The organism is Micrococcus sp. Mcc89 (assembly GCF_024519795.1).
GTDB classification, from domain to species: Bacteria; Actinomycetota; Actinomycetes; order Actinomycetales; family Micrococcaceae; genus Micrococcus; species Micrococcus luteus.
Window position 1 is genome coordinate 1 of the sequence record NZ_JALJRI010000016.1, and the last position, 25,115, is coordinate 25,115.

Here is a 25,115-nt window from a genome sequence, read left to right on the forward strand (position 1 = left end):
GAACAGCTGGTCGGAATCAAATAGCGCGAGTCTCCATCAGACCCAGGGCGCTTCAAGTCGTCGCAGCGATAGGCCTTGTCCAGCGGTGTGATCTCCTTCTCCAAGGGATTGTGCTCGTGGTACTTGTGGGAGAGGGGTAGGCAATGTCTGTGAGGATCTGAGTCCAGCCCACGGGATACAATTCGACCTCGTCCCGTACGCCTCCCGGGTGGTTCCTCAGAAGGGGGAGGAAGTAGTCCAGGCGCCGTTCGACCTCGTGGAACAACTCCGTCGTGGGCCATGGAGCTGGCGCTCCATCCTGCCAGTGTCGAATGGGGCACCATGCTTGCCGCCTGCGCTCCCGTTACCCTGGCCCCATGCACCTCCTCGTCACCGGCGGCGCCGGGTTCATCGGATCGAACTTCGTCCACCACGTCGTCCGCGAGACCGGGCACGACGTCGTCGTCCTGGACAAGCTGACCTACGCTGGCAACCGGGAGAACCTCGCCGGCCTGCCCGAGGACCGCGTCACTCTCGAGGTGGGGGACATCTGCGACGCGGCCCTGGTGGACCGCCTGATCGCCGAGTCGGACGCCGTCGTGCACTACGCGGCGGAGTCCCACAACGACAATTCGCTGAACGATCCCTCCCCGTTCATCCAGACGAACATCGTCGGAACCTTCGTCCTCCTCGAAGCGGTCCGCAAACACGGCAAGCGCTTCCACCACGTCTCCACGGACGAGGTCTACGGCGACCTCGAGCTGGACGATCCGGCGAAGTTCACCGAGTCCACCCCGTACAACCCCTCCAGCCCGTACTCGGCCTCGAAGGCCGGCTCGGACCACGTGGTCCGCGCGTGGGTGCGCTCCTTCGGCGTGCAGGCCACGCTGAGCAACTGCTCCAACAACTACGGCCCGTACCAGCACATCGAGAAGTTCATCCCGCGCCAGATCACCAACCTGATCGACGGCGTCCGCCCCCGCCTCTACGGCCAGGGCGTCAACGTCCGGGACTGGATCCACACGGAGGACCACTCCTCGGCCGTGCTGCGCATCCTCGAGCGCGGCGAGATCGGCCGCACATACCTCATCGGCTCGGACGGCGAGAGGAACAACAGGGAGATCGTGGAGATCCTCCTGGAGCTCTTCGACCGCCCCGCGGACGACTACGACCTCGTGGCCGACCGCCCGGGCCACGACCTGCGCTACGCGATCGACAACACCGCGCTGCGCACCGAGCTCGGCTGGGAGCCGCAGTTCACGGACATCCGGGCCGGTCTGGCGGACACCGTCCGCTGGTACCGCGAGAACGAGGCCTGGTGGCGCCCGGCCAAGGACGCCGTCGAGGCGAAGTACCGCGCCGCCGGTCAGTGACAAGAGCCCAGTGAGGGAGACGCACGCATGAAGATCACCGAGACCGCCATCCCCGGCCTGCTCGTCCTCGACCTCGACGTCCACGGGGACAACCGCGGCTGGTTCAAGGAGAACTGGCAGCGCGAGAAGATCCGCGCCCTCGCCGCCGAGCACCCCCGCCTGGCCTCGCTCGCCCCGGTGCAGAACAACATCTCCTTCAACGACGCCGTCGGCACCACGCGCGGCATCCACGCCGAACCCTGGGACAAGTACGTGGCCGTCGCCCACGGCCGGATCTTCGGCGCCTGGGTGGACCTGCGGGAAGGGCCGTCCTTCGGTGCCGTCGCCACCGTGGAGCTCGGCCCGGACAAGGCCGTCTTCGTGCCGCGCGGGGTGGGCAACTCCTACCAGACGCTCGAGCCGGACACCGCCTACACCTACCTGGTGAACGACCACTGGTCCGCCGACGCGCAGGGCCAGTACACGTTCCTCAACCTCGCGGACCCGACGGCGGCCATCACCTGGCCCATCCCGCTCGAGGACGCCGAGCTCTCGGACAAGGACCGCGCCCACCCGATGCTCGCGGACGTCACCCCCATGCCGCCCGCCCCGATCCTCGTGCTCGGCGCCGGCGGCCAGCTCGGCCGTGCCCTGGTGGCTCGCGCCGAGGCCGCGGGGATCCCGGTGGAGGCCCACGGCCGGGACACGTGGGACATGACCGATCCGGCGTCCTGGCCGAGGGAGCACTTCCGCGGCCTGCGCGCCGTGGTCAACGCGTCCGCCATGACCGCGGTGGACGCCGCTGAGACGCCCGAGGGCCGGGCCCAGGCCTGGGCCGTCAATGCGACCGCCGTCGCCGAGCTCGCCCGCCGCTGCACCGAGGCCGGCGTCCCCCTGGCCCACGTCTCGACCGACTACGTGTTCGACGGCGCCCTCCCCGTGGGGCAGGAGCACCCGGTGGACCACCCGCTTGCGCCGCTGGGCGTCTACGGCCAGTCGAAGGCCGCCGGCGAGGCTGCGGTGCGCACCGTGCCGCGGCACTGGATCGTCCGCACCTCCTGGGTGATCGGGGAGGGGAAGAACTTCGTGGCCACGATGGCCTCCCTCGCCGAGCGCGGGATCGACCCGGCCGTCGTCGCCGACCAGCACGGCCGCCTCACCTTCGCCGACGACCTCGCCGACGCCCTGCTGCACCTGGTCACCACGGACGCGCCCGCGGGCACGTTCCACATGACCAACAGCGGTGACGTGGTCACCTGGCACGACGTCGCCCGGTGGGTCTTCGAGGACACCGGCCACGACGCCGGGCGCGTCTCCGCCACGACCACCGCCGCGTACATGGCCGGCAAGGAGGGCGTGGCACCGCGGCCGACCAACAGCGCCCTCGACCTCGGGCCCCTGGCCGCCGTCGGCTACACCGCCCCGGATCAGCGCGAACGCCTGCGCACGTATCTGAGGCGCTGACCGCGTCTCGCACGACGAAGCCCCCGCCGACTTCGGCGGGGGCTTCGTGCGTGGGGGCGATCAGCTGCGCGTGCGGGCCTTGCGGCGTGAACGTCGCCCCTTCTTCGCGGACGAACCGCCGCTCGAGAGGTACTTCTCGTGGGACTTGTGGTACGTGCTCTCGTACCCGTAGCCATAGGCGTAGCCGCCGCCGCGCTGGGAGCGCGCAACGCCGTTCATGACGACGCCCAGCAGATGCGCGTCCACTGCGGCGAGATTCTCCACAGCCGCCTCCAGGTGGTCCTTGCGGGTCCGCCCCTGACGCACCACGAGCACAGTCCCGTCCACGGCCGTGGCCAGGAGCGAGCCGTCCGTGACGGGCAGCAGGGGAGGGGAGTCGACGATGACGAAGAAGTCCTCCGATGCCAGCTTCAGCAGGGCCCGCATGCGCTTCGAACCCAGCAGCTCCGACGGGTTCGGGGGCGTCCGGCCGGCGGGAAGCAGCGTGAGGTTCGGGATTCCGGTCGCCGCGAGGGCGTCGTCCGGCTGCACCTCACCGGCCAGCACCTCGGACAGGCCCACGTCGCCCGCCACCTGGAAGAGGTCGTGCTGCCGGGGGCGCCGCAGGTCGGCGTCCACCACGAGCACCCGTTCGCCGGCCAGGGCCAGGGCGCGGGCCAGGTTCGATGCGACGGTCGACTTGCCCTCGGAGGGGTCCGCGCTCGTGAACGAGACGACGCGCGGCGGCTCGTCGACGGAGACGAACTTGAGGTTGGTGCGCAGCGCTCGGATGGCCTCGCCGGCCCGGGGGTCGAGGTCCACGGCCTCCTCGCCTGTGCGGGTCAGGGAGGCGTTCTCCGGGACGGCGCCGATCACGCCGGCGCCGGTGACCTCCTTCACGTCGGCGCGGCTGCGCACCTTCACGTCGAGGAGACGACGGAGCACCGCGATGGCGAGTCCCGCACCCAGTCCGGCCACGACGCCCACGAGGACGTTGCGCCGGGTGTCAGGGCTCACGGGAGCAGAGGGCACGCGGGCGTCCGACAGGGGCACGACCTCCAGGGGGCTGTTCCTGTCCACCTCCGCCGCCACGTCCGCCGTCGCCTGCAGGGCGCTGTTCGCGAGCTGCGCGGCGGTCTCGGGATCCGTCGAGGTGGCGGTCACCTTGATCATGCTGGACCCGGGGACGAGCGCCGCGGAGAGCGAGTCGTCGTCGTCCTGCCCCGTGTCCTGTGCCACGCGTTCACGCACGGCCTGGCTGTTGATCAGGGCGACGTAGGCCTGAGCCCGGCTCTCGGCGGGTCCGTTGCCGGCGATGAGGCTCTGATCCGTGCTCCGCGCGGCGAGGAGCCCCTGAGATTCGGACGCGTAGATCCGGGGCTGCAGCGCGGAGTAGCCCCAGCCCAGCAGACCCCCCACGAGGGCGGCCGCCAGCAGCAGGAGGAGGTTGGCGCGCAGCAGGCGGAAGAAGTCGACGATCGTCACGGAGCACCTCGGGGGTCATGGGCGGGGATGCGCGGGCCGTTGTGGCCAGGAAACGCACAGGTCCACGGTATCAAGACCCGCCGCACGGTCTGAGGACCCGAGGACGACGCCCCCACCGCGCTACGCTGAGCCGAGTATCGCCCGGCGTCCATGAAAGGTTCCGCACCATGCGCTCGAGCACGCCCCGTGACCGGACGGCTGCCCGCGCTGTGGGGGCCGTGGTGCCACCCGAGGCTCGGCCTGCCCGGGGCCACGCCGCGCTCGGCCTCGTCCCGGACGGTCAGGCCGCGTGGACCCGCTCTCCGTGGAACCCGCTGGTCACGTCGGCCTCACCGCGGCTGTTCGAGGCCGTACTGGCGGTCGGCCTGGTGATGGAGGCGTTCAGCGCTCCCGGCCTGCCGATCCCGTTCGCAGAGTTCTCCGCGATCCTTCTGCTGCTCCTCGCCTCGTTCCGGCAGCCCCGCCGGGACCTCTCGCATTACGGCGTGCTGGCCCTCGTCGCGCTGGCCCTGGTGGCGTATCTCGTCGCGGTGACCGTGCACAACGACCTTGATCCCACGCGTCGCGCCACCAGGATCACGCTCCTGATCCTGCTGATCTACGCCATCGCCAGCGAGCGGATCGACATCAAGGGCGTCCTCTACGGGATGACGGCCGGTGCACTGATCAACGTGCCCCTCTTCTACGCAGGCCTGGTCCCGGACACCTACGGCGGCTACCTCACCGGGTTCCTGGGGGACAAGAACGTCTCCGGTCTCTTCTACGCGCTCCTGCCCGTGCTGCTCGTGGCCACCCTGCAGCGCATGGGCCCGAAGCTCCTCGTGCTGGGCGCCGGCTCCGCCCTGACCTTCCTCACCGGCTCGCGGACCTCGATGGCCGCGCTGTTCTGCGCGGTCGCGTGGATCTTCGTGAGCCCCTACCTGGGGCGGGCCCTCCGTATCGCACTGGTGGTGGTCATGGGCTGGTTCGTCAGCTGGGCCGAGGAGAACCTGGCCGACCTCGGGATCTTCGGCGACCGCACGGGCACGGACTGGTTCCGGGCGCAGATCCAGGCGGCGTCCGTGGAGAAGGTGGCGGAGACGTCCTTCTTCGGCCAGGGCCTCTCCACGGCATTCGTGGACCTGGACCACGTGTCCATGTTCTTCCACAACTCCTACCTGGGTCTCCTGGTCGAGGGCGGCTGGCCGTTCCTGATCGTGGTGGTCGGCGCCTACCTCTGGCTGTGCCTTCGGCCCTTCGCCCGGACGCACCGCTCGCCTTCCCGTGTCGCCGTCGAAGCGGCCGCCCTCATCATCCTCGTGGCCTCGCTCCAGCTGGGGGAGGTGTTCATCACGATCTTCGGCGCCATCGTGCTCGGTTGCGGACTCCTGCTGAGCGCCCAGGAGGACGAGGAGGACCATGGCGCCCCCGCGAAGGACCGGGCCCACCGCCGCAAGCTGGACCGCATCATCGAGCGGTCCCGACGCGCGGGCCGCTGAACGCGTCGAGCACCACCGGTGCTATCCTGTCCAGGTTGCCCAGGCGAGGGAGCGCGCGCTCCGTGATCGACGAGGCCGCCGCCGCGTGTCAGCATGCTGGCCCGCTGCGGCACTGAAGCCCCCTCCTGGCCGCATCCCGCGCCGCCCCCGGCTGCGCGGCCGAGACCCCCACAGGAGGACGCATCATGTCTGACCAGCTCAAGATCAAGGTCACCCGCCGCACCGACTTCGGCAAGGGTGCCGCCCGCCAGGCCCGCCGCGCCGGCCTGATCCCCGCCGTCGTCTACGGCCACGGCCAGGATCCCGTGCACCTGCTGCTGCCGGCCCAGGAGACCACCCTGGCCGTCCGCAACCCCAACGCCCTGCTCACCGTCGTGAGCGAGGCCGGCGAGGAGCACCTGGTCCTGCCCAAGGACATCCAGCGCCACGCCATCAAGGACACCGTGGAGCACCTGGACCTCATCGAGGTCCGCCGCGGCGAGAAGGTCATCGTCGAGGTCACCGTGCATGTCGAGGGCGAGGTCGCCCCCGGCAACGACTACGTGCTGGACTACGTCACCGTGCCGGTCGAGGCCGAGGCCACCGACCTGCCCGAGGCCGTCACCATCTCCGTCGAGGGCCGCGAGGCCGGCGACCACGTGTACGCCCCGGACGTGCAGGTCCCCGCCGGCACCACCCTGCAGCTCGAGGACGACATCGTCATCGCCACCGTCAACGAGGTCGTCGAGCAGGACCTCGGCGACGAGTCCGTGCAGGAGGAGCAGGCCGCCGAGTCCGCCGAGGGCGAGTCCGAGGGCTCCGAGGACTGATCACGCCATGACGACGGGGACCCCGCTCATCGTCGGGCTCGGCAATCCCGGGCCCGAGTACGAGCGCACCCGTCACAACGTCGGCCAGATGGTGGCGGATGAGCTCGCCTCCCGCATGGGGGTCGGGTTCACCCGCCACCGGGCCGGCGCCGTGGTGGCCACGGGTCGCCTCGGCATCGGGGGACCGCGCGTCGTGCTCGCGAAGCCCACCGGCTACATGAACGTCTCCGGACGCCCCGTCTCCGCGCTGGCGTCCTTCTACGGGATCGGCCCCGAGGACCTCGTGGTGGTCCATGACGAGCTGGACATCCCGTTCGACACCCTGCGCCTCAAGCGCGGCGGGGGAGAGGGCGGCCACAACGGCCTGAAGTCCATCACCGCCTCGCTCGGCACCAAGGACTACGCCCGCGTGCGCGTCGGCATCGGCCGACCCCCGGGCCGCATGGACGTGGCCGACTTCGTGCTGCGCCCCTTCACCAAGCCCGAGCAGGACGTCCTGCCCCTGCACGTGGACCGCGCGGCGGACGCCGTCGAGAAGCTCGTCACGGACGGGCTCGCGCCCGCCCAGCAGGCGTTCCACTGAGCCTCCCGCCCCGGGCGGACGTCCTCGACGGGGACGCAGCCCCACGCTCAGGGGGTCGGGGTCACGGCACGGGCCAGGGCATCCGCGATGGTCTCCAGTGCGGGATCCATGATCTGGATCATCTCCGCGTACCCCTCCACCGGCCCGCGGAACGGGTCCACGACGTCGAGGGGCTGGGCGGTCGACCGCGCGAGGGCCCGGTGGCGGGCCGCCTCGGCGGCGAAGGCACGCACTCCGCGACCGGCGGGGATCCAGTCCCGCCCGTCCCGCTGGTCCATCGCACGGACCAGCGCCGCGAGCTCCAGCACGGTGAACACCCGCGCGACGGCCTGCGGCACTTCTTGGAGTGCGAAGCGCATGTGCTCCTGAGCCGCGGCCAACACGAGATCCGCCTCCGCCACCATGAACGGCTGCAACGCGGCGGGACGGTGGCCTTCCAGCCCGGTGACGCCGGCCTCGGCGCCGAGCCGCACGAGCGGCGGCGGCACCGTCAGGGCCTGGTTCGGCTGGGAGCCGGCGCTGCCGACCTCCACCCGGCCGGGGACCAGAGCCGCCAGCCGGCCCTGCAGGGCCCGGCTCGCATAGGCCGAGCGGCACACGTTGCCGGTGCACACGATGAGCACGGCGTCCGGCGAGGGGAGGGCCCGGCGCCCCCGCTGGGCAGGCGGAGCCGAGCTCGACAGCGCCGGGCGACGGGAGAACGAGATCAACCGCGCGCGGCTCCGCCGTCACGCTCGAGCCACGAGGACAGCGCCCGGGCCTGGCGATTGACGACCTTGCCGACCATCGGCTCGGCCTTCGCGGCGAGCTTCGAGCCCACCAGCGGGATCCGGCAGACGAGGGTGCCGTCCACGGAGAACTGGGAACCCTCACCGGCGGCGGTCAGACGGAGGGCGCCGTCCGCCGTCGCCTTGGCGGAGGGAACGGTGATGGTGGTGGTGCCGGCGCGGGAGCCGTCCGCGGCGGGCGCGTCCCAGCGCTCCACCTGCTCCACCTGGAGGGCGGAGCCGATGAGCTTGCGGGCCATGTCCGGGACACGGTCCGGGATCCGGTCCGCGGGCAGGGAGCGCACGGCGGTGACGGTCATCGCTCCCTCCGGGGAGCCCTCCACAGAGAACGAGACCAGGGAGCCGCCGAAGGACTCGACCACGGAACGGTGGAAGTCCTCGGACGCCAGGGCGGCCGCCACGGCCGCCGGCGGGTGCGGGATGGACTGCTGAGCGGAAAAGGCCACGGTGTCTCCTCGGGGTCAAGTCGGACCGCGCCCGGCGGGCCGTGCGAGGGCCGGCACCGGTTCGCCGACGGCGATGGGCGTCCATCCCTCACCTTATATGCTGGCCTCCGCGACCCGGGTCCCGTGCACGGCGCCGGGACCGGCCGCGCGACCCCTCGTGAACCCCCTGGAAGGTGTGTCCGCCATGTCGGCACTCTGGGCCGTGGCCCTCATCATGCTCCTGAGCGGGACGGCGAAGCTCCGTTCCGACGAGGACGTGCAGGCCACGTTCACCCGACTTAGGGTGCCCCGCCCGTTCGCGGCCCCCGCCCTGGCGCGCGCGTTCCCCTGGCTCGAGCTGCTGCTCGCCGCCGCCCTCCTGCAGCCTTTCACCCTGCTGCGTCCCGTGGTCGGCCTGGTGGCCGTGGCCCTCTTCGCCGCCTTCCTCGCGCTCGTGGTCCGGGCCCAGGACGACGGCGTCTCGTGCGGCTGCTTCGGCGAGGCCTCGGCCGCCCCGATCTCCCGCACCACCGTGGTCCGCAACGTCGTCTTCCTGGTCCTCGCCGTCCTGGCCCTGGCCGAGGGGATCGTCTCGCTGGCGATGCACGGCGCGGGCCTGGCCTGGCAGCCGCTCACCGCCTTCGGCACCGGGGCGTGGGCGTGGGCCCTGCTCGTGTCCGTGCTGCTCGCGACCGCCGCGTTCCTGGCCGGCCGCGAGTCCGTCCCGGCCGCACCCGGCGCCGCCCCGGCGCCGCCCACGCCCGAGGCCCCGGCCGCCGTCGACCCGGCCGACGGCGCCGAGCCCGAACGCCACCCGTTCCCGGACGCCGTCGTGGTCGCGGACGGCGAGTACATCGGTCTGCACCGGCTGGTCGCGGACGGGGCCGTGGTGGCCCTGCGCCTGTCCACGGGGTGCGGCTCCTGCACGCGGGTGATCGACCGGCTGGACGAGTTCAAGGACGCGCTCGGGCCGGTCCGGCTGCGGGTCCTCATGCCCCAGCACGCCCCCGGCGCCGACGGGGCGATCCGCAGCGGCACCGTCGACGCGTCGCTCGTGCTCGCCGACCCGGCCGGCGCCGCCTCGCAGGCCCTCGGCCTGCACTCGTTCCCCACCGCGGTGCTGCTCGGCACGGACCGGCTCACCGCCGGCGGCCCGGTGGGCGGCGCCGACGACGTCCTCGCCTTCCTCGAAGAGATCCGGGAGATCATGACCACCGAACTGCCCGCCGCCATGGACGGCTCCACCGCCACCCCGGAGGCCCGCGCATGAGCGCCCCCGAGACCACCCCCGTCCTCGCCCCGCTGCTGCCGCGCCTGCGCGCCGAACGCGCGCTCGAGGCGGCCGCCGCCTCCGCCGTCCGGCCGCTCGAGTCCCGGGGCGTCGAACTGGAGATCGGCCTGCCCGACGGCGCTCGCGCGCCCCTGCTGACCGTCCTCGCCGAGGCGCTGGCCGAGGGCCACGGCGAGCGCGCCGCCGTCCTCGTGGTCACCGCGACCACCCGCGAGGCCGAAGACCTCGTGACCGACCTGGCCGCCTGGGCCCCCGCCGGTGCCGCCGCGCTGTTCCCGTCCTGGGAGACGCTGCCCCACGAGCGCCTGTCCCCGCGCTCGGACACCGTGGGCGCGCGCCTGGCCGTGCTGCGCCGCCTCGCCCACCCCGAGGAGCACGCGGAGGGCCCGCTGCGCATCGTCGTCGCCCCCGTGCGCGCCGTGCTGCAGCCCCTCGTGGCCGGGCTCGGCGAGCTGAGCCCCGTGACCCTGCGGACGGGGGAGGAGCGGGACTTCGACGGCGTGGTGGCCGCGCTCGCGGACGCCGCCTACTCCCGCGTGGACATGGTCAGCCGGCGCGGCGAGTTCGCCGTGCGCGGCGGGTTGATCGACGTGTTCCCGCCCACCGAGGACTACCCCGTGCGCATCGAGTTCTTCGGGGACGAGGTGGAGCAGATGCGCTGGTTCTCCGTGGCGGACCAGCGCTCCCTCGAGGACACCACGGAGGACGGCTCGGGCCACCCCTCCGAGCTGTACGCGCCCCCGTGCCGTGAACTGCTCATCACAGACCACGTGCGCCGGCGCGCGAAGGAGCTGATCCCGGCCATGCCCGCCGCCGCGGACATGCTGGACCGGATCGCCGAGGGTGTGGCCGTGGAGGGCATGGAGTCCCTCTCCCCGCTGCTGGCCGAGGCCATGACGTCGCTGCCCCGCATGCTGCCCGCAGGCTCGCTGACCGTCCTCGTGGAGCCCGAGCGCCTGCGCGGCCGGGCCGACGACCTGCTGGCCACCAACGAGGAGTTCCTCCAGGCCGCGTGGGCCGGGGCCGCGCAGGGAGCGGTCGCCCCGGTGGACGTGGCCGGGGCGGACCAGTCCGCCGCGGGCGGCTTCCTCACGGTGGCCGAACTCCGCGCGGCCGCCCTCGAGCAGGACCAGGGGTTCTGGTCCGTCACCGCGCTGGTCTCGGACGACGAGCTGTTGCCCGACGCCGCCACCCTGCGCGCCACCCTCGGCGTCCCGCAGACCTTCTCGGGCGACATCGAGGCCATGGTCGCGCACACCCGCGTCCGGCTCGCGGAAGGGTGGCATGCCGTGGTCCTCACCGACGGCCCCGGCTCCGCCCGCCGTCTCGCCGAGCTCAACGCGGAGGCCGGCCTCACGGCCTCCGTGGTGGACGGGCCCCTGCCTGCCGACCTCGCCCCGGGGCGGGTCTCCATCGCGACGGCGCCCGTCGGCTCCGGCTTCACGATCCCGGACGCGCAGATCGCCCTGATCACGGAGCACGACCTCTTCGGCCGGCACCGCACCGCGGGCACGCGCGCCCCCGGGGCGCGGCTGGCCCGGAAGCGGCGCAACGCCGTCGACCCGCTGACCCTGCAGCCCGGCGACCACGTGGTGCACTCCCAGCACGGCATCGCCCGCTTCGTGGAGCTGCAGCGTCGCAAGGTCACCGGCGGCCCGCGCACCGCCCCCGGCGCCGAGGAGTCCTACCGCGAGTACCTCGTGCTCGAGTACGCGCCCTCGAAGCGCGGCGCCCCCGGCGACCGGCTGTTCGTGCCCACCGACCAGCTCGACCTGATCTCCACCTACGTGGGCGGGGAGACGCCGTCGCTGTCCAAGATGGGCGGCTCGGACTGGGCGCAGACCAAGTCCAAGGCCAAGCGCGCCACCCGCGAGATCGCCGGCGAGCTCATCCGTCTGTACTCGGCCCGCATGGCCTCGCGCGGCCACGCGTTCGCCCCGGACACCCCGTGGCAGGGCGAGCTGGAGGAGGCGTTCCCGTTCATCGAAACGCCGGACCAGCTGACCACCATCGAGGACGTCAAGAAGGACATGGAGGCGGCCGTCCCCATGGACCGGCTCGTCTCCGGCGACGTCGGCTTCGGCAAGACCGAGGTGGCCGTGCGCGCCGCGTTCAAGGCGGTGCAGGACGGCAAGCAGGTGGCCGTGCTCGTCCCGACGACGCTGCTCGCCCGCCAGCACCACCAGACGTTCTCCGACCGGTTCGCCGGCTTCCCCGTGAAGGTGGCCGCGCTCTCCCGGTTCCAGACCGCCAAGGAGTCCAAGGAGGTCGTCGAGGGGCTCGCGCACGGTGAGGTGGACGTGGTGATCGGCACCCACCGGCTGCTCTCCGACCAGGTGCAGTTCAAGGACCTGGGCCTGGTGATCGTGGACGAGGAGCAGCGTTTCGGCGTCGAGCACAAGGAGGCGCTGAAGAAGATGCGCACCAACGTGGACGTGCTCGCCATGTCCGCCACGCCCATCCCGCGCACCCTCGAGATGTCCCTCACCGGCATCCGCGAGACCTCCACGCTGGCCACCGCCCCGGAGGAGCGCCACCCCGTGCTCACCTCGGTGGGCCCGTACTCGGACCAGCAGGTCACCGCGGCCATCCGCCGCGAGCTGATGCGCGAGGGCCAGGTGTTCTACGTGCACAACCGCGTCACCACCATCGACAAGGTGGCCAAGCGCATCGCCGAGCTGGTGCCGGAGGCGCGGATCGCCGTCGCCCACGGCAAGATGAGCGAGGCCCGGCTCGAGCAGATCATGGTGGACTTCTGGGAGCGGAAGTTCGACGTGCTCGTCTCCACCACGATCATCGAGACCGGCCTGGACATCGCCAACGCCAACACCCTGATCGTGGAGGACGCCCACCGCTACGGCCTCTCGCAGCTGCACCAGCTGCGCGGCCGCGTGGGCCGTGGCCGCGAGCGGGCGTACGCGTACTTCCTGTACGACCCGCAGAAGCCCCTGGGCGAGGTGGCCCTCGAACGGCTCAAGGCCGTGGCCACCCACAACGAGCTCGGCGCGGGCATGCAGCTGGCCATGAAGGACCTGGAGATCCGCGGCGCCGGCAACCTGCTGGGCGGCGAGCAGTCCGGCCACATCGCCGGCGTGGGCTTCGACCTCTACCTGCGGATGGTGGGCGAGGCCGTGGCCGACTTCAAGGGCGAGGAGGACACCGCGCCCGCCGAGGTGAAGGTGGAGCTGCCGGTCAACGCCCACCTGCCGCACGACTACGTGCCGGGGGAGCGGCTGCGCCTGGAGATGTACCGCAACCTCGCCCAGGCCGCGGACGACGCCGCCGTGGACGCCGTGGTGGAGGAGCTCAAGGACCGCTACGGCCCGCTGCCGGAGCCGGTGGAGGCGCTCGTCGCCGTCGCCCGGTTCCGCAACCGGGCCCGAGCCGCGGGCGTCACCGAGGTGATGCTGCTGGGGCAGAACGTGAAGTTCGGCCCCGCCGCGGACCTGCCGGAGTCCCGTCAGATGCGCCTGACCCGCATGTACAAGGGCGCCCAGGTCAAGCCGGCCCTGAACGGCGTCCTCATCCCGCGTCCCAAGACCAAGCCGGTCATGGGTCAAGACCTCGTGGACGTCCCGCTGCTCGAGTGGGCGCAGCAGGTGGTCGATGCGATCTTCGCGCCGGAGGGCTGAGGCGGGTCAGGCCGTCCTCACGCGGACGAGGATGCCGTGCGCCTCGAGCATCTCGAGGAAGGCGTGGACGTCGGCCGCGACGTCGGCGGGAGCGAGGCCGAACGCCTCCGCCACCTGGACCGTGACGTCCGTCGTCGACAGCGGCACCGGCGGATCCGCGACCAGGTCGTCCTCCGGGGTGCGGCCGCCCACGAGGACGTCCCAGATCACGTCGCCCGAGGCGCTCAGCAGCAGCGGCTGACCGGCCTCGAGCGTCATGACGGCGGCCTGGCCGCCGGCGATGCGGGCCCACGCGATGTCGGGGGCGAGCGTCCAGCCCTCGGTGGTCTCAACGGTCACGGCGCACCGCCTTCGTCCAGGCCCAGCCGGCGAGTGCGCCGAGCCGAGCGCGCTGCTCGCGCCACAGGTCCGCACGGGTGACAGGCCGGCCCAGGCGCATCTGCAGATGGGGGCGGTTCACCGGGATCGTACGGGCCACGAGGACCGCCCGCTCCCGCGCCGTGGCGGCCGACCGCCACCGGGTGCGGAGCAGCTCGAGACCGCTCTGACTCTCCTGCAACGCCTGGAAGAGGGTCAGCTGCCGGGCGTTGACGCCGTCGGCGGCCTCGCCCGTGGCGACGTGCCAGGCCGCGCCCGCGTCCAGCCGGAGGGCCTCCTCGCGCAGGGCTGCCCAGCTCTCGGCGGTGAGGGACTCCCGGATGTGCCGGACGTCGAGGCCACCGCGGAACGGGTCGCGGGCCGCGTGGACGATCACGACGAGCCGCTGGTGGCGCGGGCTCGGCACCGGGACGGGCCGGCCGGCGATCACGAGGTGGGCGTGCTCGCTCCACAGGGCGTCGAAGGCCGCCTCGGGGGACGCGCCGAGGCCGGGGAAGAGCCGATGCACGTCCACATACCCCAGCTGGTCGTGCCAGAGCGTGGCCGCGTGCTGGAAGATCGACCCTTCCGAGAAGTCAGCGACCGGTTCCCAGCCGTGGGCGCGCAGGAGCTCGATGACGGCGGCGGCATCGGCCAGATGGACCAGCAGGTCCACGTCCGAACTGCGGCGGTGCTCCGGGTAGACGCCGGGCTCGGTGGCGTAGCCCTTGAGGTGCAGGCCCCGGATGCCGGCCCGGTCCAGCAGATGCGCGATGCGGGCGTGCGCGAGGCGGACGCGGACCTCGAGGTCCAGGGACGGCGGGGCGCTCGGTCGCTGTCCCGTCGCTCGTTCTCCCATGGCCGCGAGCTTAGCCGACCCAAAGGAGGGCCCGGCGGTGACTGTGCCGGATGCCCGGTGCAAAGTTAAAGGGGGTTCAGGTGGATTCGTGGACTGACGGCGCGAGACCCGCACGCTCCCGGGTGCTCCGTGTTGACGTGCCATCCATGAACGCGTGGCAGGACTCGCGATGAGCTGCGCGACCTGTCTAGATCCACCTGCAGAGTTCCATTCTCATGTTCACCGAGCATGCCGTTCCCGGCGATCGTCCCCCTGCCGCAGGGCATCCCAGACCTGGACTGGTTGCGCTAATGGGCGCGGACCGCGGGCTTCATCGGTCTTGTTGACTGCATCGCCCGCGGTCGGCTCAGTCGCCGCTCGCTCTGGTGCGGACGCGGCGGTGGAAGGTGGCCCTGCTCGTCACCGCCGCGGTGTGCGTCTTCCTCACGGGCCCTGCACCTCCATGGCGGGCTTCGCGTGCGCCGTCCTGTGGCTCTGGTCGACGCCGCAGATGGGGGTGGCGTCGTGCTCGTCCTCGCCATCCTCGGCGCCTACGCATTCTTAGGCTGCGCCTGTCCGCCCCCCGGCTGCGCACCCCTGCGCGTGGCAGTGGAGGCGGCGCCGTCCCCGAACTCTGACCGCCGGCCGGTCAGGCGCCCGTCGACTCCTCCTCCACGAGGTCCCCGTCGAGGGCCCGGGCGATCTCCCACGCCAGCAGCTCGACGATCGGCTGCGCGGTCTGCGCCATGGCGGCGTAGCCCTCGGCGGGGCCGCGGAACGGGTCCGGCAGATCCGCGTCCGGTCGCTCCCCGTGGGCGATCAGGCGGGAGCGCAGCTCCGCCAGCGCCGTGACGAGCGCGGTGACGCCCGCGCCCGGAGGGACCGCCGCGGCGAGCTCCTCGCCGTGGTCGCGCAGGAGGGTGCCCATGCCGAGGATCGTGAAGGTCCGGCGCACTGACGCGGGGTCCTCGCGCAGCACCTCGTCCAGGTGGTCGTCCGTCGCGGTCAGGACGAGGTCCTGGTCGGCCAGCGGACGCCCGGTCAGCTGCTGCGGTCGATGCTGCGTCAACGCGGCGCGGACTCGGCGGCTCGGTGCGAGGTCGAGCAGCGGGCCGGGGACGGTCAGCGCCTGGTTCGGTTCCGTGCCCGCGCTCGTGACCTCCGCGCGGCCCCGGTCGCCCAGCAGGGCGTTGAGCTGCGCCTGCAGCGCGTACTCCACGTAGGCGGAGCGGCAGATGTTGCCCGTGCACACGACGAGGACGCGGGCGCTCGGCAGGGGGCCGGGGACACGGCCGGCCGGCGTCGCATGCTGCCGCGGCGCGGCGGGGTCGGCCGGGTGGGGGAGGAACGCCGGGCCGAGCCGGAACTCGGCGAGGCGATCCTCCCGCGCCGTGGAGGCCGCCGGGGCGCCGGCGTCGCCGCCGTCACCCGCCGGGTGGCCGCCGTCGCGGGTCGGCGCCTCGGGCTCCTCCGGCGTCGACGGCAGGAACGGATTGCGGATCGGGGGGCGATGATCCCGGCTCATGGTTGTGTCCTCTCCGAGGCGGTCGTGACGCGCGGCAGCGCGGACGTGACGGGGTGCGGGGGCTCCACGTGTCGCAGGCGGTGCACCGGGTGCCAGCGGCGGCGCGCCCCCGTGAACGGCTTGGACAGGGGGGTGGCGAGCAGGGCGAGGCCTGCCAGCCAGCTGAGGGCGAGCGCGAGGGCGAACTTGACGGCGTTGTCCTCCACGCCGTGGCGCGTGACCCACATCAGCACCCAGCCGTGCAGCAGCACCACCACCGTGCCCGTCCGGACCAGGGCGGTGATGGCGCGGCGCAGGGCCTGACCCGTCCCGGTGCGTCGGGCGAAGGAGCGCAGCAGTCCCTCCACCGTGGAACCGAACACGAGCACCATCCCCGCGGACATCAGGACGCCCACGGCGGGGGTGAGCACCGGCGTGCCGAAGCCGCCGAACTTGATGTTGGGCGGCTCCAGGCCCAGCCGGACCGCGACCAGCCCGAGCAGCACCAGGCCGAGGCCGATGAGCGTCCGATGGCGTCGCACGTGCGGTTGGACGCGGCGGCGGAACGTCTCGCCGCTGAGGACGAACAGCAGGCACGGCAGGGCCAGCCCGACGCCCAGAGGCGTGCGGGCGATCGCGGAGTCCGGCACGAGGTGGGCCCACGCCAGCCCGGCCAGGCCCACGGCCCAGGCGACGGCGGACGGGAAGCGCTCGAGGAATCGGCGCAGCACCGTGGTGAAGAACAGGACGGAGATGAACCAGAACGCCCACCACGGGGGCTCTTGGTCCGCGCCCCCGTACCAGCCGGTGATCATCAGGCGCCGCAGGAGGTCGGGGTCGTCAGCGAACCACGCGAACGCGGCCACGGACATGAGCGCCGCCCACACCAGGTACGGCACCATCAGGCTCCGGAAGCGGCCCCGCACGTCCGTGGCCCAGGGGCGGCCGCGCGTCCAGAAGTAGCCGGTGAGGAAGAAGAACAGCGGCATCCGCCAGATCTCCAGGTACCGGCTGAAGGTGAGGTCCGTCAGGTACGCGTGACCCAGCACCACCGCCGCGATGGAGACAAGCCGAAGGGCGTCCACCCCCGTGTTGCGGGTGGACGCCCTTCGGCGCGCGGCGGCCGGACGACCGGTGTCAGCGATCCTCGGCTCCGGGACGGCTCAGCGGTGCGCGGCGCCGGTCTCGACGGCGTGGGCGCCGGTGGCGGCGTGCTCGACGACGGGACGGGTGTGGATGGCGGTGGTGTCCACGGTGTCGCTGCGGCCCAGGAACGCCTTGGGGATCATGAAGGCCACGGTGGCCAGGGCCAGCGCGATCAGGCCGGGGATCCAGACCGACTCGAGCGACCAGAAGCCCATGGCGTAGAGGCAGCCGAGGAACGCGCCGAAGGCGACGATGAAGGCGATCAGGGAACCCCAGACGCCGCCCACGTTGGAGTGGTCGATGGCCTTGCCGTTGCGGATCACGTGATGCTCCTTCGGTGCGGTCCCGGCCGGGGCGGACGCCCGGCCGAAGTGATGCGAGTCAGTCGGATCCCAGGATAGCAAGCGCGGAGCTGGCCCCGATCCGGGTGGCGCCGGCCTCGATCATCGCCAGGGCGTCCGCGCGGGTGCGCACCCCGCCGGAGGCCTTCACGCCGATGCGCTCGCCCACGGTGCGGCGCATCAGCGCGACGTGCTCGACGGTGGCGCCCGCGGTGGAGAAGCCCGTGGAGGTCTTCACGAAGTCCGCCCCGGCCTCGACCGCGGCCTCGCAGGCCAGGACGATCGCGTCGTCGTCCAGCAGGGCGGTCTCCACGATCACCTTGAGCAGCGCCCCGCCGTCGCCCGCGGGGCCGTCCGCGTGCGCGGCCTCGGCCACGGCGCGGACGTCCGCGACGAGCCGGTCGCGGTCCCCGGCGCGGGCCGCGGCGACGTCGAGGACCATGTCCACCTCGTCCGCGCCGGCGTCGATCGCCTGCCGGGCCTCGAAGGCCTTGACCTCCGAGGCGTTGGCGCCGAGGGGGAAGCCGATCACGGTGCAGGTCAGCACGTCCGAGCCCGCGAGCTCGGCGGCCACCAGCGGCACCCACACGGGGTTGATGCAGACGCTCTTGACCCCGGCCTCGCGGGACTCGGCCACGAGGCGGCGCACGTCCGCCTCCGAGGTGTCGGCCTTCAGGGCGGTCGCGTCGATGTACTTCGCCAGCTCGGCGGTGGTGAGGGAGACGGTCATACCCGCCAGCCTACCGAGGCTCAGCCGCCCACGAGGGCCGTCACCTCGGCCCGCAGCGCCTCGAGCCGCTCGGCGGCCGCGGCCGGGTCGGCGTCCCGGGTGCCGAGGTAGCACTTGAGCTTCGGCTCGGTGCCGGAGGGACGCACGAGCACGCGGGTGCCGGAGTCGGTGGCGAACAGCAGCGCGTCCGTGGGCGGCAGCCCGTCCCCGCCGGCGGCCAGGTCCCGGTGCACGGTGACCGGCTCGCCCGCGAGCGTGGCCGGGGCCTGCTGACGCAGGGCGGTCATGGTGCGGGCGATCAGGGACAGGTCCGCCACGCGGACCGAGACCTGGGCGCTGGGCATGGCGCCGGTGACCGCGTCGACGTCGGCCAGGGCGTCCGTCAGGCCGCGTCCCTGCGCTGTGAGGGCGGCGGCCAGCTCCGCGGCCATGAGGGCGGCCGTGATGCCGTCCTTGTCCCGCACCATGTCCGGGTCCACGCAGTAGCCGAGGGCCTCCTCGTAGCCGAAGCCGAGGTCCGGGGCGCGGGAGATCCACTTGAAGCCGGTCAGCGTGACGTGGTGCCTCACCCCGTTCGCCTCCGCCAGGGCGGCCAGCTGCGGGGAGGAGACCACGGAGTTCGCGGCGCTGCGGCCGGCCGCGTGCAGGGCCGGCATCGCGTGCGCGCCCAGCAGCGTCCCGACGGCGTCGCCCGAGAGCATCCGCCACGTGCGGGCACCGTCCGCGTCGGTGACGGGCGCGGCCAGGGCCAGGCGGTCGGCGTCGGGGTCGTTGGCGATCACCAGGTCCGCGTCCACCTCGGCGGCCAGGGCGAGGGCGAGGTCCATCGCCCCCGGCTCCTCCGGGTTGGGGAACGCGACCGTGGGGAAGGCCGGGTCCGGGGCGGCCTGCTCGGCCACCACGTGGACGGGGCCGAAGCCGGCGTCCTCGAGCAGGCCCGGGACCACGGCGCCGCCCACTCCGTGCAGGGGCGTGTAGACCACGCGCAGGTCGCGGTGGCCGTGCCGGTCGTCGTCGAGCACGCCGAGGGCCGCCGCACGGTAGGCCTCCAGCAGGTCCGGCCCGGCCACGGTCCAGCCGTCGTCGGCGAGCGGGATATCCGCGGCCCACGCCGCGTGGTCGATGCGGGCGGCGATCTGCGCGTCCGCGGGGGAGACGATCTGCGCCCCCCGGCCCGCCTCGTCCGTGAGCCGCCCGCCGAGGTAGACCTTGTAACCGTTGTCCGCGGGCGGGTTGTGGCTGGCCGTGACCATCACGCCCGCGTCCGCGCTGAGATGGCGCACCGCGAAGGCGAGCACCGGCGTCGGCAGCGGGTCCGGCAGCAGGACGGTCTGCACGCCCGCGGCCGTCAGGACGGCGGCCGTGTCCGCGGCGAAGGCGGCCGAACCGCGCCGCGCGTCGTACCCGACGACGGCCAGCGGCGGGGCCGCGTCCCGTCCGACGCCGTCCCACAGGTGGGCGGCCAGACCCGCCGCGGTACGGCGCACCACGAGCCGGTTCATGCGGGACTCGCCCGGGCCCTCCTCGGCGCGCAGGCCGGCGGTGCCGAAGGCGAGCGGCCCGGCGAAGCGCGCGGCGAGCACCGCCCGGGCGGCCGCGGCCTCCGGGCCGACGCCGGCGGCCGCGTCGAGCTCGGCGCGCAGGGTGTCCCGGTGCGCGGGGTCAGGGTCCTCCGCCGCCCACCGCTCAGCCCGGGCGAGGACGTCCTCCGGGAGCGCGGCGACGTCGTCGTGCGGGGGATGCGCGGGCATCAGAGCCGCCCCACGATGTCCGCGAGCAGACGCGCGATGCGCGGGCCGGCGGCCTGGCCGGCCTCGACGACCTCGGCGTGGGACAGCGGCGTCTCCGAGATGCCGGCGCCGAGGTTGGTCACCAGCGAGATGCCGAACACCTCCAGCCCGGCGTGACGGGCCGCGATCGCGTCCAGTGCCGTGGACATGCCGACGAGGTCGCCGCCGAGGGTGCGCGCCATCCGCACCTCGGCGGGGGTCTCGTACTGCGGGCCGGCGAACTGGACGTACACGCCCTCGCGCAGGGACGGGTCCACCTCACGGGCGATCGCACGCAGCCGCGGGGAGTAGAGGTCGGTCAGGTCCACGAACGTGGCGCCGACGAGCGGGGTGGCGCCGGTGAGGTTGATGTGGTCCGCGATCAGGACGGGGGTGCCCGGGGCGATCTCCGGGTCCAGGCCGCCGCAGCCGTTGGTCAGCACCACGGTGCGCGCCCCAGCAGCGGCGGCGGTGCGGACGGTGTGCGCCACGGCCTGGGCGTCGCGGGACTCGTAGAAGTGCGTGCGCGAGCCGAAGACGAGGGCGTGCGTGCCGTCCGGCAGTCGGACCGAGCGGATCACCGCGTTGTGGCCGGGCACCTTCGGGGCGTGGAAGCCGGGCACCTCGGCCAGCGGCACGGCGGCGACCTCGTCGCCGATCAGGCCGGCGGCCTCGCCCCAGCCGGAGCCGAGGACGACGGCGACGCGGTGCTCCGCCACGCCCGTCGCCCGGGCGATGGTGTCGGCGGCCGCGCGGGCCTCGGCGAAGCCCGGATGGTCGCCGGTCAAGGGGGAGTCGGGGGAGGGGATGCTGGTCTGGTCGGTCACGTCGTGGAGTCTAGGCGGTGTCCCGTGAGCGCGGGCTAGGACTTTCCCGTCCGCGGCGGACACAATGGAGCCCGTGAGCGAGGAAAACAGCACCTTCATCCCGTCCCTGACCATCATCGGCGGCGGCCCCGGCGGCTACGAGGCCGCCATGGTGGCCGCGAAGCTGGGCGCCCGCGTGACCCTGGTCGAGCGCCAGGGGTTGGGCGGCGCGGCAGTCCTCACGGACGTGGTCCCCTCCAAGACGCTGATCGCCGCCGCCGACTCGATGCGCCGCGTGGGCGCCTCCGTGGACCTGGGCGTCGACCTCGGCGGGGGCGACGTCCACGCGGACATGGGCCGGGTCGGCCACCGCATCCTGAACCTGGCCCACGAGCAGTCCTCGGACATCCGCGCGGGCCTCGAGCGGGTCGGCGTCCGGGTGATCGACGGCGTGGGCCGCGTCGTCGGCCCCCACGAGGTGTCCGTCCGCGCCCTCGACGACGCCGACGCCGGCGCCGAGCCCGAGATCATCACCTCGGACGCGATCCTCGTGGCCGTCGGCGCGAGCCCCCGCGAGCTGCCCACCGCCGTCCCGGACGGCGAGCGGATCTTCAACTGGAAGCAGGTCTACAACCTCAAGGAGCTGCCCGAGCACCTGATCGTCGTGGGCTCCGGCGTCACCGGCGCCGAGTTCGCCTCGGCCTACAACCGCCTCGGCGCCAAGGTCACCCTCGTCTCCTCGCGCGACCGCGTGCTCCCCGGCGAGGACGCCGACGCCGCCGAGCTGCTCGAGAAGGTCTTCGAGGGCAATGGCCTCAGGGTGGTCTCCCGCTCCCGGGCCGAGTCCGTCGAGCGGACCGAGACCGGCGTGCGCGTGCACCTCTCCGGCGAGGGCGCCGAGGACACCCCGTCGATCGAGGGCTCCCACGCGCTGGTGGCCGTCGGCGGCGTGCCGAACACGGCGGGCCTCGGCCTCGACGACGTGGGCGTGAAGCTGACCGGCTCCGGCCACGTGCTCGTGGACGGCGTCTCCCGCACGTCCGTGCCGAGCATCTACGCGGCGGGCGACTGCACGGGCAAGCTCGCCCTCGCCTCGGTGGCGGCCATGCAGGGGCGCATCGCCGTCGCCCACCTGCTCGGCGACGCCCTCAAGCCGCTGCGTCCGCACCTGCTGGCCTCGAACATCTTCACCTCGCCGGAGATCGCCACCGTGGGCGTCTCGCAGGCGCAGGTGGACTCCGGCCAGTACCAGGCGGACGTGCTGCGCCTGGACTTCCACACCAACCCCCGCGCCAAGATGTCCGGCGCGGAGGAGGGGTTCGTGAAGATCTTCGCGCGACAGGGCTCCGGCACCGTGATCGGCGGCGTGGTGGTCTCGCCGCGCGCCTCCGAGCTGATCTACGCGCTCGCGCTCGCGGTCACGCACAAGCTGCACGTGGACGACCTCGCGGACACCTTCACCGTGTACCCGTCCATGTCCGGGTCGATCGCGGAGGCGGCGCGACGCCTGCACGTGCGCATCTGACCCAGAGACGACTTTCGGTCGTGAGATAGGGCCTATCTCACGACCGAAAGCGTCCATTCCCCCGATGTCACGTTCGACAGTGCGGGCGTGGGGCGCGGGGGGAGCGCCGGGGGCCGGGCGGGGTCAGCGCGCGGCGCGGCGCTCCCGGGCCGAGGTGACGGTGTCGAGGTCCGTATGGCGGGTCTCGGGGGAGAGCACCAGCGCGATGACGGTGATCGCCGAGGCGGCGGCCAGGTAGTAGCCGACGTAGGAGACGTCGAACTTCTGCACGAGCCAGGCCGCGATGAAGGGGGTCAGCGCCGCGCCGAGGATCGAGGACACGTTGTAGGCGATGCCGGAGCCGGTGTAGCGCGTGTTCGTGGGGAACAGCTCAGGCAGCACCGCGGACATCGGCCCGAAGGTCAGGCCCATGAGCGTCATGCCCGTGGCCAGGAACGCCAGCATCAGCGGCACGTTCAGCTCCGCGCCCACGCCCATGTTCTCCGGCGAGAGCCACAGGCCGAACGAGAGGCCGAACACCACCATGAGCACCGAGATCACGATCAGGGTGGGGCGGCGGCCGAAGCGGTCCGCCAGCAGGCCGGAGACCGGCACGAACGCCGCGAAGAACAGGATGCCGACCAGCTGCAGCACGAGGAACTCGGCGTAGGGGACGCCCAGGAAGCCGTTGGCCGGCTTGCCGATCGCGTAGGAGAGGATCCACGTGGTCATCAGGTAGAAGAGCACGTAGGTGGCGTACATGACGAAGGTGCCCAGGATCAGCTCCCACCAGTTGCGGCGGAACACCTCGCCCAGCGGCGCCTTCACGCGCTGGTCGCGGTCGAGGGCGCGCTGGAAGACCGGGGTCTCCTCGAGCTTGACGCGGACGTAGAGGCCCACGGCCACCATCACGATCGAGAGCAGGAACGGCACGCGCCACACCCACGTGAGGAACGGGCCGTCGAGCACCGGGCTCGTGGAGTCGTGGTCGAAGCCGAGCACCAGCGCGAGGAACAGGCCGTTGGCCAGCAGGAAGCCGATCGGCGCGCCGAGCTGCGGCCACATGGCCGCCTGCGCGCGCTTGCCGTCCTTGGCGTACTCCGTGGCCAGCAGGGCGGCGCCGGACCACTCGCCGCCGAGCCCCAGGCCCTGGAAGAAGCGCAGCAGCGTCAGCATGGCCGGCGCCCACAGGCCGATCTGGAAGTACGTGGGCAGCAGGCCGATGAGGAACGTCGCGATGCCCATGGTCAGCAGCGAGCCGATGAGCGTGGTCTTGCGGCCCACACGATCGCCCAGGTGGCCGAAGACGACGGCGCCCAGCGGCCGGGCGACGAACGCCGCGCCGAAGGTGGCCATGGAGGCCAGCAGGGCCGTGTTGTCGTCGCCGCCCGCGAAGAAGATCAGCGGGAACACCGAGACGGCGGCCGTGGCGTAGATGTAGAAGTCGTAGAACTCGATCGAGGTGCCCACGAGCGAGGCGATGATGACCCGCGAGCGGGGCACCTCCTCCGCGGTGGCGACCGCGTCCGACGTGAGATCGGTGGGGGCGCCCGGGTTCACGGGCGGGGTGGAGTGGGACATGGTGTCTCCCTGGTATGACGGGCACAGGGGGTCGCGAACGACCACGATGTGAGACGAAGATGCGTGTCAGGTTAAGCCTCGTCGCGCCGATCTGCGAGAGTCATGTCCCCGTCGTCCACCATGTGGAACCAGCCCACGACGCCGGCGCTCCCCGCCGTCGTCGCCGGCGGCTCACTCCGCGTCGGCGATGGTGGCGATCACCGTGCCGGCCGTGACCGTCTGGCCCGGCTCGACCTCGAGACCGCTGACCACGCCCGCGCGGTGGGCCGCGAGCGGCTGCTCCATCTTCATGGCCTCCACGACCACGATCAGGTCGCCCTCGGCCACGGTCTGGCCGTTCTCGGCGGCGACCTTCACCACGGTGCCCTGCATCGGGGCGGTCAGCGCGTCCGTGCTGACGGCCGCGGCCACCGGTGCGCCGCGCTTGCCGCGGGGCCGGCGTCGTCCCGCACCGGCCCGCTGGGCGGCGCCGGAGATCGTGTGCAGGGCCTCGCCCCACGTGGGCAGGGTGACGTCCACGCGCTTGCCGTTGACCTCCACGGTCACGGTGTGGCGCGCCTCGCGGGGGGCCGGCTCGGCCGGGGTGAGGGCGCTCGGCTCGATGCGGTTCGCGAACTCCGTCTCGATCCACCGGGTGTGCACCGAGAACGGCTCCTCCGAGCCGGCGATCTCGGGGGCGAAGGCGGGGTCGCGCACCACGGCGCGATGGAAGGGCAGCACCGAGGGCATGCCGACGATCTCGGCCTCGCGCAGGGCGCGGGCGGCGCGCTGCAGGGCCTGGCGGCGGTCCGCGCCGGTGACGATCAGCTTGGCGACCATGGAGTCGAAGGCCCCGGAGACGGCCTCGCCCTCCACCACGCCGGAGTCCACGCGCACGCCCGGGCCGCTGGGCATGCGGAACGTGGTGAGCCGGCCGGGGGCGGGCAGGAAGTTGCGGCCCGGGTCCTCGCCGTTGAGGCGGAACTCGATCGAGTGGCCGCGGGGCTGCGGGTCCGTGTAGCCGAGGGCCTCACCGCGGGCCAGGCGGAACTGCTCGCGCACGAGGTCGATGCCGGTGATCTCCTCGGAGACCGGGTGCTCCACCTGCAGGCGCGTGTTCACCTCGAGGAAGGAGATGGTGCCGTCCTGGCCCACGAGGAACTCGCACGTGCCCGCGCCGACGTAGCCGGCCTCCTGCAGGATCGCCTTGGAGGACTCCACGAGGCGGGCGTTCTGCTCATCCGTGAGGAACGGCGCCGGGGCCTCCTCCACGAGCTTCTGGTTGCGGCGCTGCA

21 protein-coding genes are annotated in these 25,115 nt (G+C 72.9%); 8 read left to right on the forward strand and 13 right to left on the reverse strand.

Annotated elements, in window-relative coordinates; translation table 11 throughout:
• The first annotated feature begins 356 nt into the window (after window positions 1-356).
• Window positions 357-1,352, forward strand: coding sequence for a dTDP-glucose 4,6-dehydratase (gene rfbB, locus NR072_RS01435; protein ID WP_256835910.1), 996 nt, complete (start codon window positions 357-359; stop codon window positions 1,350-1,352).
• A 27-nt stretch (window positions 1,353-1,379) separates the two neighbouring features.
• Complete coding sequence (locus NR072_RS01440) at window positions 1,380-2,795, forward strand: sugar nucleotide-binding protein (RefSeq protein ID WP_256835911.1); 1,416 nt, start codon at window positions 1,380-1,382, stop codon at window positions 2,793-2,795.
• Window positions 2,796-2,855: 60 nt separating this feature from the next.
• Here NR072_RS01440 and NR072_RS01445 read toward each other — a convergent pair whose 3' ends face one another.
• On the reverse strand, window positions 2,856-4,259 hold the full coding sequence (locus NR072_RS01445) for a polysaccharide biosynthesis tyrosine autokinase (protein ID WP_256835912.1): 1,404 nt from the start codon (window positions 4,257-4,259) through the stop codon (window positions 2,856-2,858).
• A gap of 167 nt (window positions 4,260-4,426) precedes the next feature.
• On the opposite strand from NR072_RS01445, the gene NR072_RS01450 reads away from it, so the two are divergent.
• The 3 genes from NR072_RS01450 (at window position 4,427) to pth (ending at window position 7,129) form a co-directional block, all read left to right on the forward strand.
• Window positions 4,427-5,737, forward strand: coding sequence for an O-antigen ligase (locus NR072_RS01450; protein WP_256835913.1), 1,311 nt, complete (start codon window positions 4,427-4,429; stop codon window positions 5,735-5,737).
• A gap of 185 nt (window positions 5,738-5,922) precedes the next feature.
• Entirely contained in the window at window positions 5,923-6,546 is a 624-nt protein-coding gene (locus NR072_RS01455) for a 50S ribosomal protein L25/general stress protein Ctc (protein ID WP_256835914.1), read from the forward strand.
• Between the two features lie 7 nt (window positions 6,547-6,553).
• Window positions 6,554-7,129, forward strand: coding sequence for an aminoacyl-tRNA hydrolase (pth, locus tag NR072_RS01460; protein ID WP_036317370.1), 576 nt, complete (start codon window positions 6,554-6,556; stop codon window positions 7,127-7,129).
• Window positions 7,130-7,176: 47 nt separating this feature from the next.
• Here the strand turns inward: pth and NR072_RS01465 are convergent, their stop codons facing one another.
• Together NR072_RS01465 and NR072_RS01470 are read right to left on the reverse strand one after the other, a co-directional pair.
• Entirely contained in the window at window positions 7,177-7,752 is a 576-nt protein-coding gene (locus NR072_RS01465; RefSeq protein ID WP_122054075.1) for a low molecular weight phosphatase family protein, read from the reverse strand.
• Between the two features lie 83 nt (window positions 7,753-7,835).
• The gene (locus tag NR072_RS01470) at window positions 7,836-8,363 is read right to left on the reverse strand and encodes a DUF2505 domain-containing protein (RefSeq protein ID WP_101967314.1); all 528 of its coding nucleotides are present in this window, start codon (window positions 8,361-8,363) and stop codon (window positions 7,836-7,838) included.
• A 184-nt stretch (window positions 8,364-8,547) separates the two neighbouring features.
• Between NR072_RS01470 and NR072_RS01475 the strand changes: the two genes are divergently transcribed.
• Window positions 8,548-9,612 (forward strand): MauE/DoxX family redox-associated membrane protein, encoded by a 1,065-nt coding sequence (locus tag NR072_RS01475; RefSeq protein ID WP_256835917.1) that lies wholly within the window; start codon window positions 8,548-8,550, stop codon window positions 9,610-9,612.
• Entirely contained in the window at window positions 9,609-13,265 is a 3,657-nt protein-coding gene (mfd, locus tag NR072_RS01480; RefSeq protein ID WP_256835918.1) for a transcription-repair coupling factor, read from the forward strand. Before NR072_RS01475 ends, mfd begins: the two co-directional genes overlap by 4 nt.
• Window positions 13,266-13,271: 6 nt before the next feature.
• Here the strand turns inward: mfd and NR072_RS01485 are convergent, their stop codons facing one another.
• The 8 genes from NR072_RS01485 to NR072_RS01520 all read right to left on the reverse strand — a co-directional run bounded on the left by NR072_RS01485 (window position 13,272) and on the right by NR072_RS01520 (window position 20,777).
• Complete coding sequence (locus NR072_RS01485; protein WP_206481461.1) at window positions 13,272-13,604, reverse strand: PqqD family protein; 333 nt, start codon at window positions 13,602-13,604, stop codon at window positions 13,272-13,274.
• Entirely contained in the window at window positions 13,594-14,481 is an 888-nt protein-coding gene (locus NR072_RS01490; RefSeq protein WP_206481462.1) for a nucleotidyltransferase family protein, read from the reverse strand. Before NR072_RS01490 ends, NR072_RS01485 begins: the two co-directional genes overlap by 11 nt.
• Before the next feature lie 628 nt (window positions 14,482-15,109).
• Window positions 15,110-15,985 (reverse strand): low molecular weight phosphatase family protein, encoded by an 876-nt coding sequence (locus tag NR072_RS01495; RefSeq protein WP_256835919.1) that lies wholly within the window; start codon window positions 15,983-15,985, stop codon window positions 15,110-15,112.
• Window positions 15,982-17,049, reverse strand: a complete 1,068-nt coding sequence (locus NR072_RS01500; protein ID WP_070709637.1) for an acyltransferase family protein — start codon at window positions 17,047-17,049, stop codon at window positions 15,982-15,984. The genes NR072_RS01495 and NR072_RS01500 overlap by 4 nt, the downstream gene beginning before the upstream one ends.
• Window positions 17,050-17,127: 78 nt before the next feature.
• Window positions 17,128-17,433 carry a hypothetical protein gene (locus NR072_RS01505; RefSeq protein WP_070709639.1) on the reverse strand — a complete coding sequence of 102 codons (306 nt, stop codon included), beginning with the start codon at window positions 17,431-17,433 and terminating at the stop codon, window positions 17,128-17,130.
• Window positions 17,434-17,491: 58 nt separating this feature from the next.
• The gene (gene deoC / locus NR072_RS01510; protein WP_036340586.1) at window positions 17,492-18,181 is read right to left on the reverse strand and encodes a deoxyribose-phosphate aldolase; all 690 of its coding nucleotides are present in this window, start codon (window positions 18,179-18,181) and stop codon (window positions 17,492-17,494) included.
• A 20-nt stretch (window positions 18,182-18,201) separates the two neighbouring features.
• Window positions 18,202-19,932 (reverse strand): phospho-sugar mutase, encoded by a 1,731-nt coding sequence (locus NR072_RS01515; protein WP_256835921.1) that lies wholly within the window; start codon window positions 19,930-19,932, stop codon window positions 18,202-18,204.
• Window positions 19,932-20,777 (reverse strand): purine-nucleoside phosphorylase, encoded by an 846-nt coding sequence (locus NR072_RS01520; RefSeq protein ID WP_044659714.1) that lies wholly within the window; start codon window positions 20,775-20,777, stop codon window positions 19,932-19,934. The genes NR072_RS01515 and NR072_RS01520 overlap by 1 nt, the downstream gene beginning before the upstream one ends.
• Before the next feature lie 64 nt (window positions 20,778-20,841).
• Between NR072_RS01520 and NR072_RS01525 the strand changes: the two genes are divergently transcribed.
• On the forward strand, window positions 20,842-22,281 hold the full coding sequence (locus NR072_RS01525; protein ID WP_044659713.1) for an NAD(P)H-quinone dehydrogenase: 1,440 nt from the start codon (window positions 20,842-20,844) through the stop codon (window positions 22,279-22,281).
• A gap of 123 nt (window positions 22,282-22,404) precedes the next feature.
• Here NR072_RS01525 and NR072_RS01530 read toward each other — a convergent pair whose 3' ends face one another.
• Both NR072_RS01530 and NR072_RS01535 read right to left on the reverse strand, forming a co-directional pair.
• Entirely contained in the window at window positions 22,405-23,841 is a 1,437-nt protein-coding gene (locus tag NR072_RS01530) for an MFS transporter (protein WP_206481466.1), read from the reverse strand.
• 171 nt (window positions 23,842-24,012) lie between these two features.
• The coding region (locus NR072_RS01535) for a biotin/lipoyl-containing protein (protein WP_306230421.1) at window positions 24,013-25,115 on the reverse strand (1,103 nt) is incomplete at its 5' end.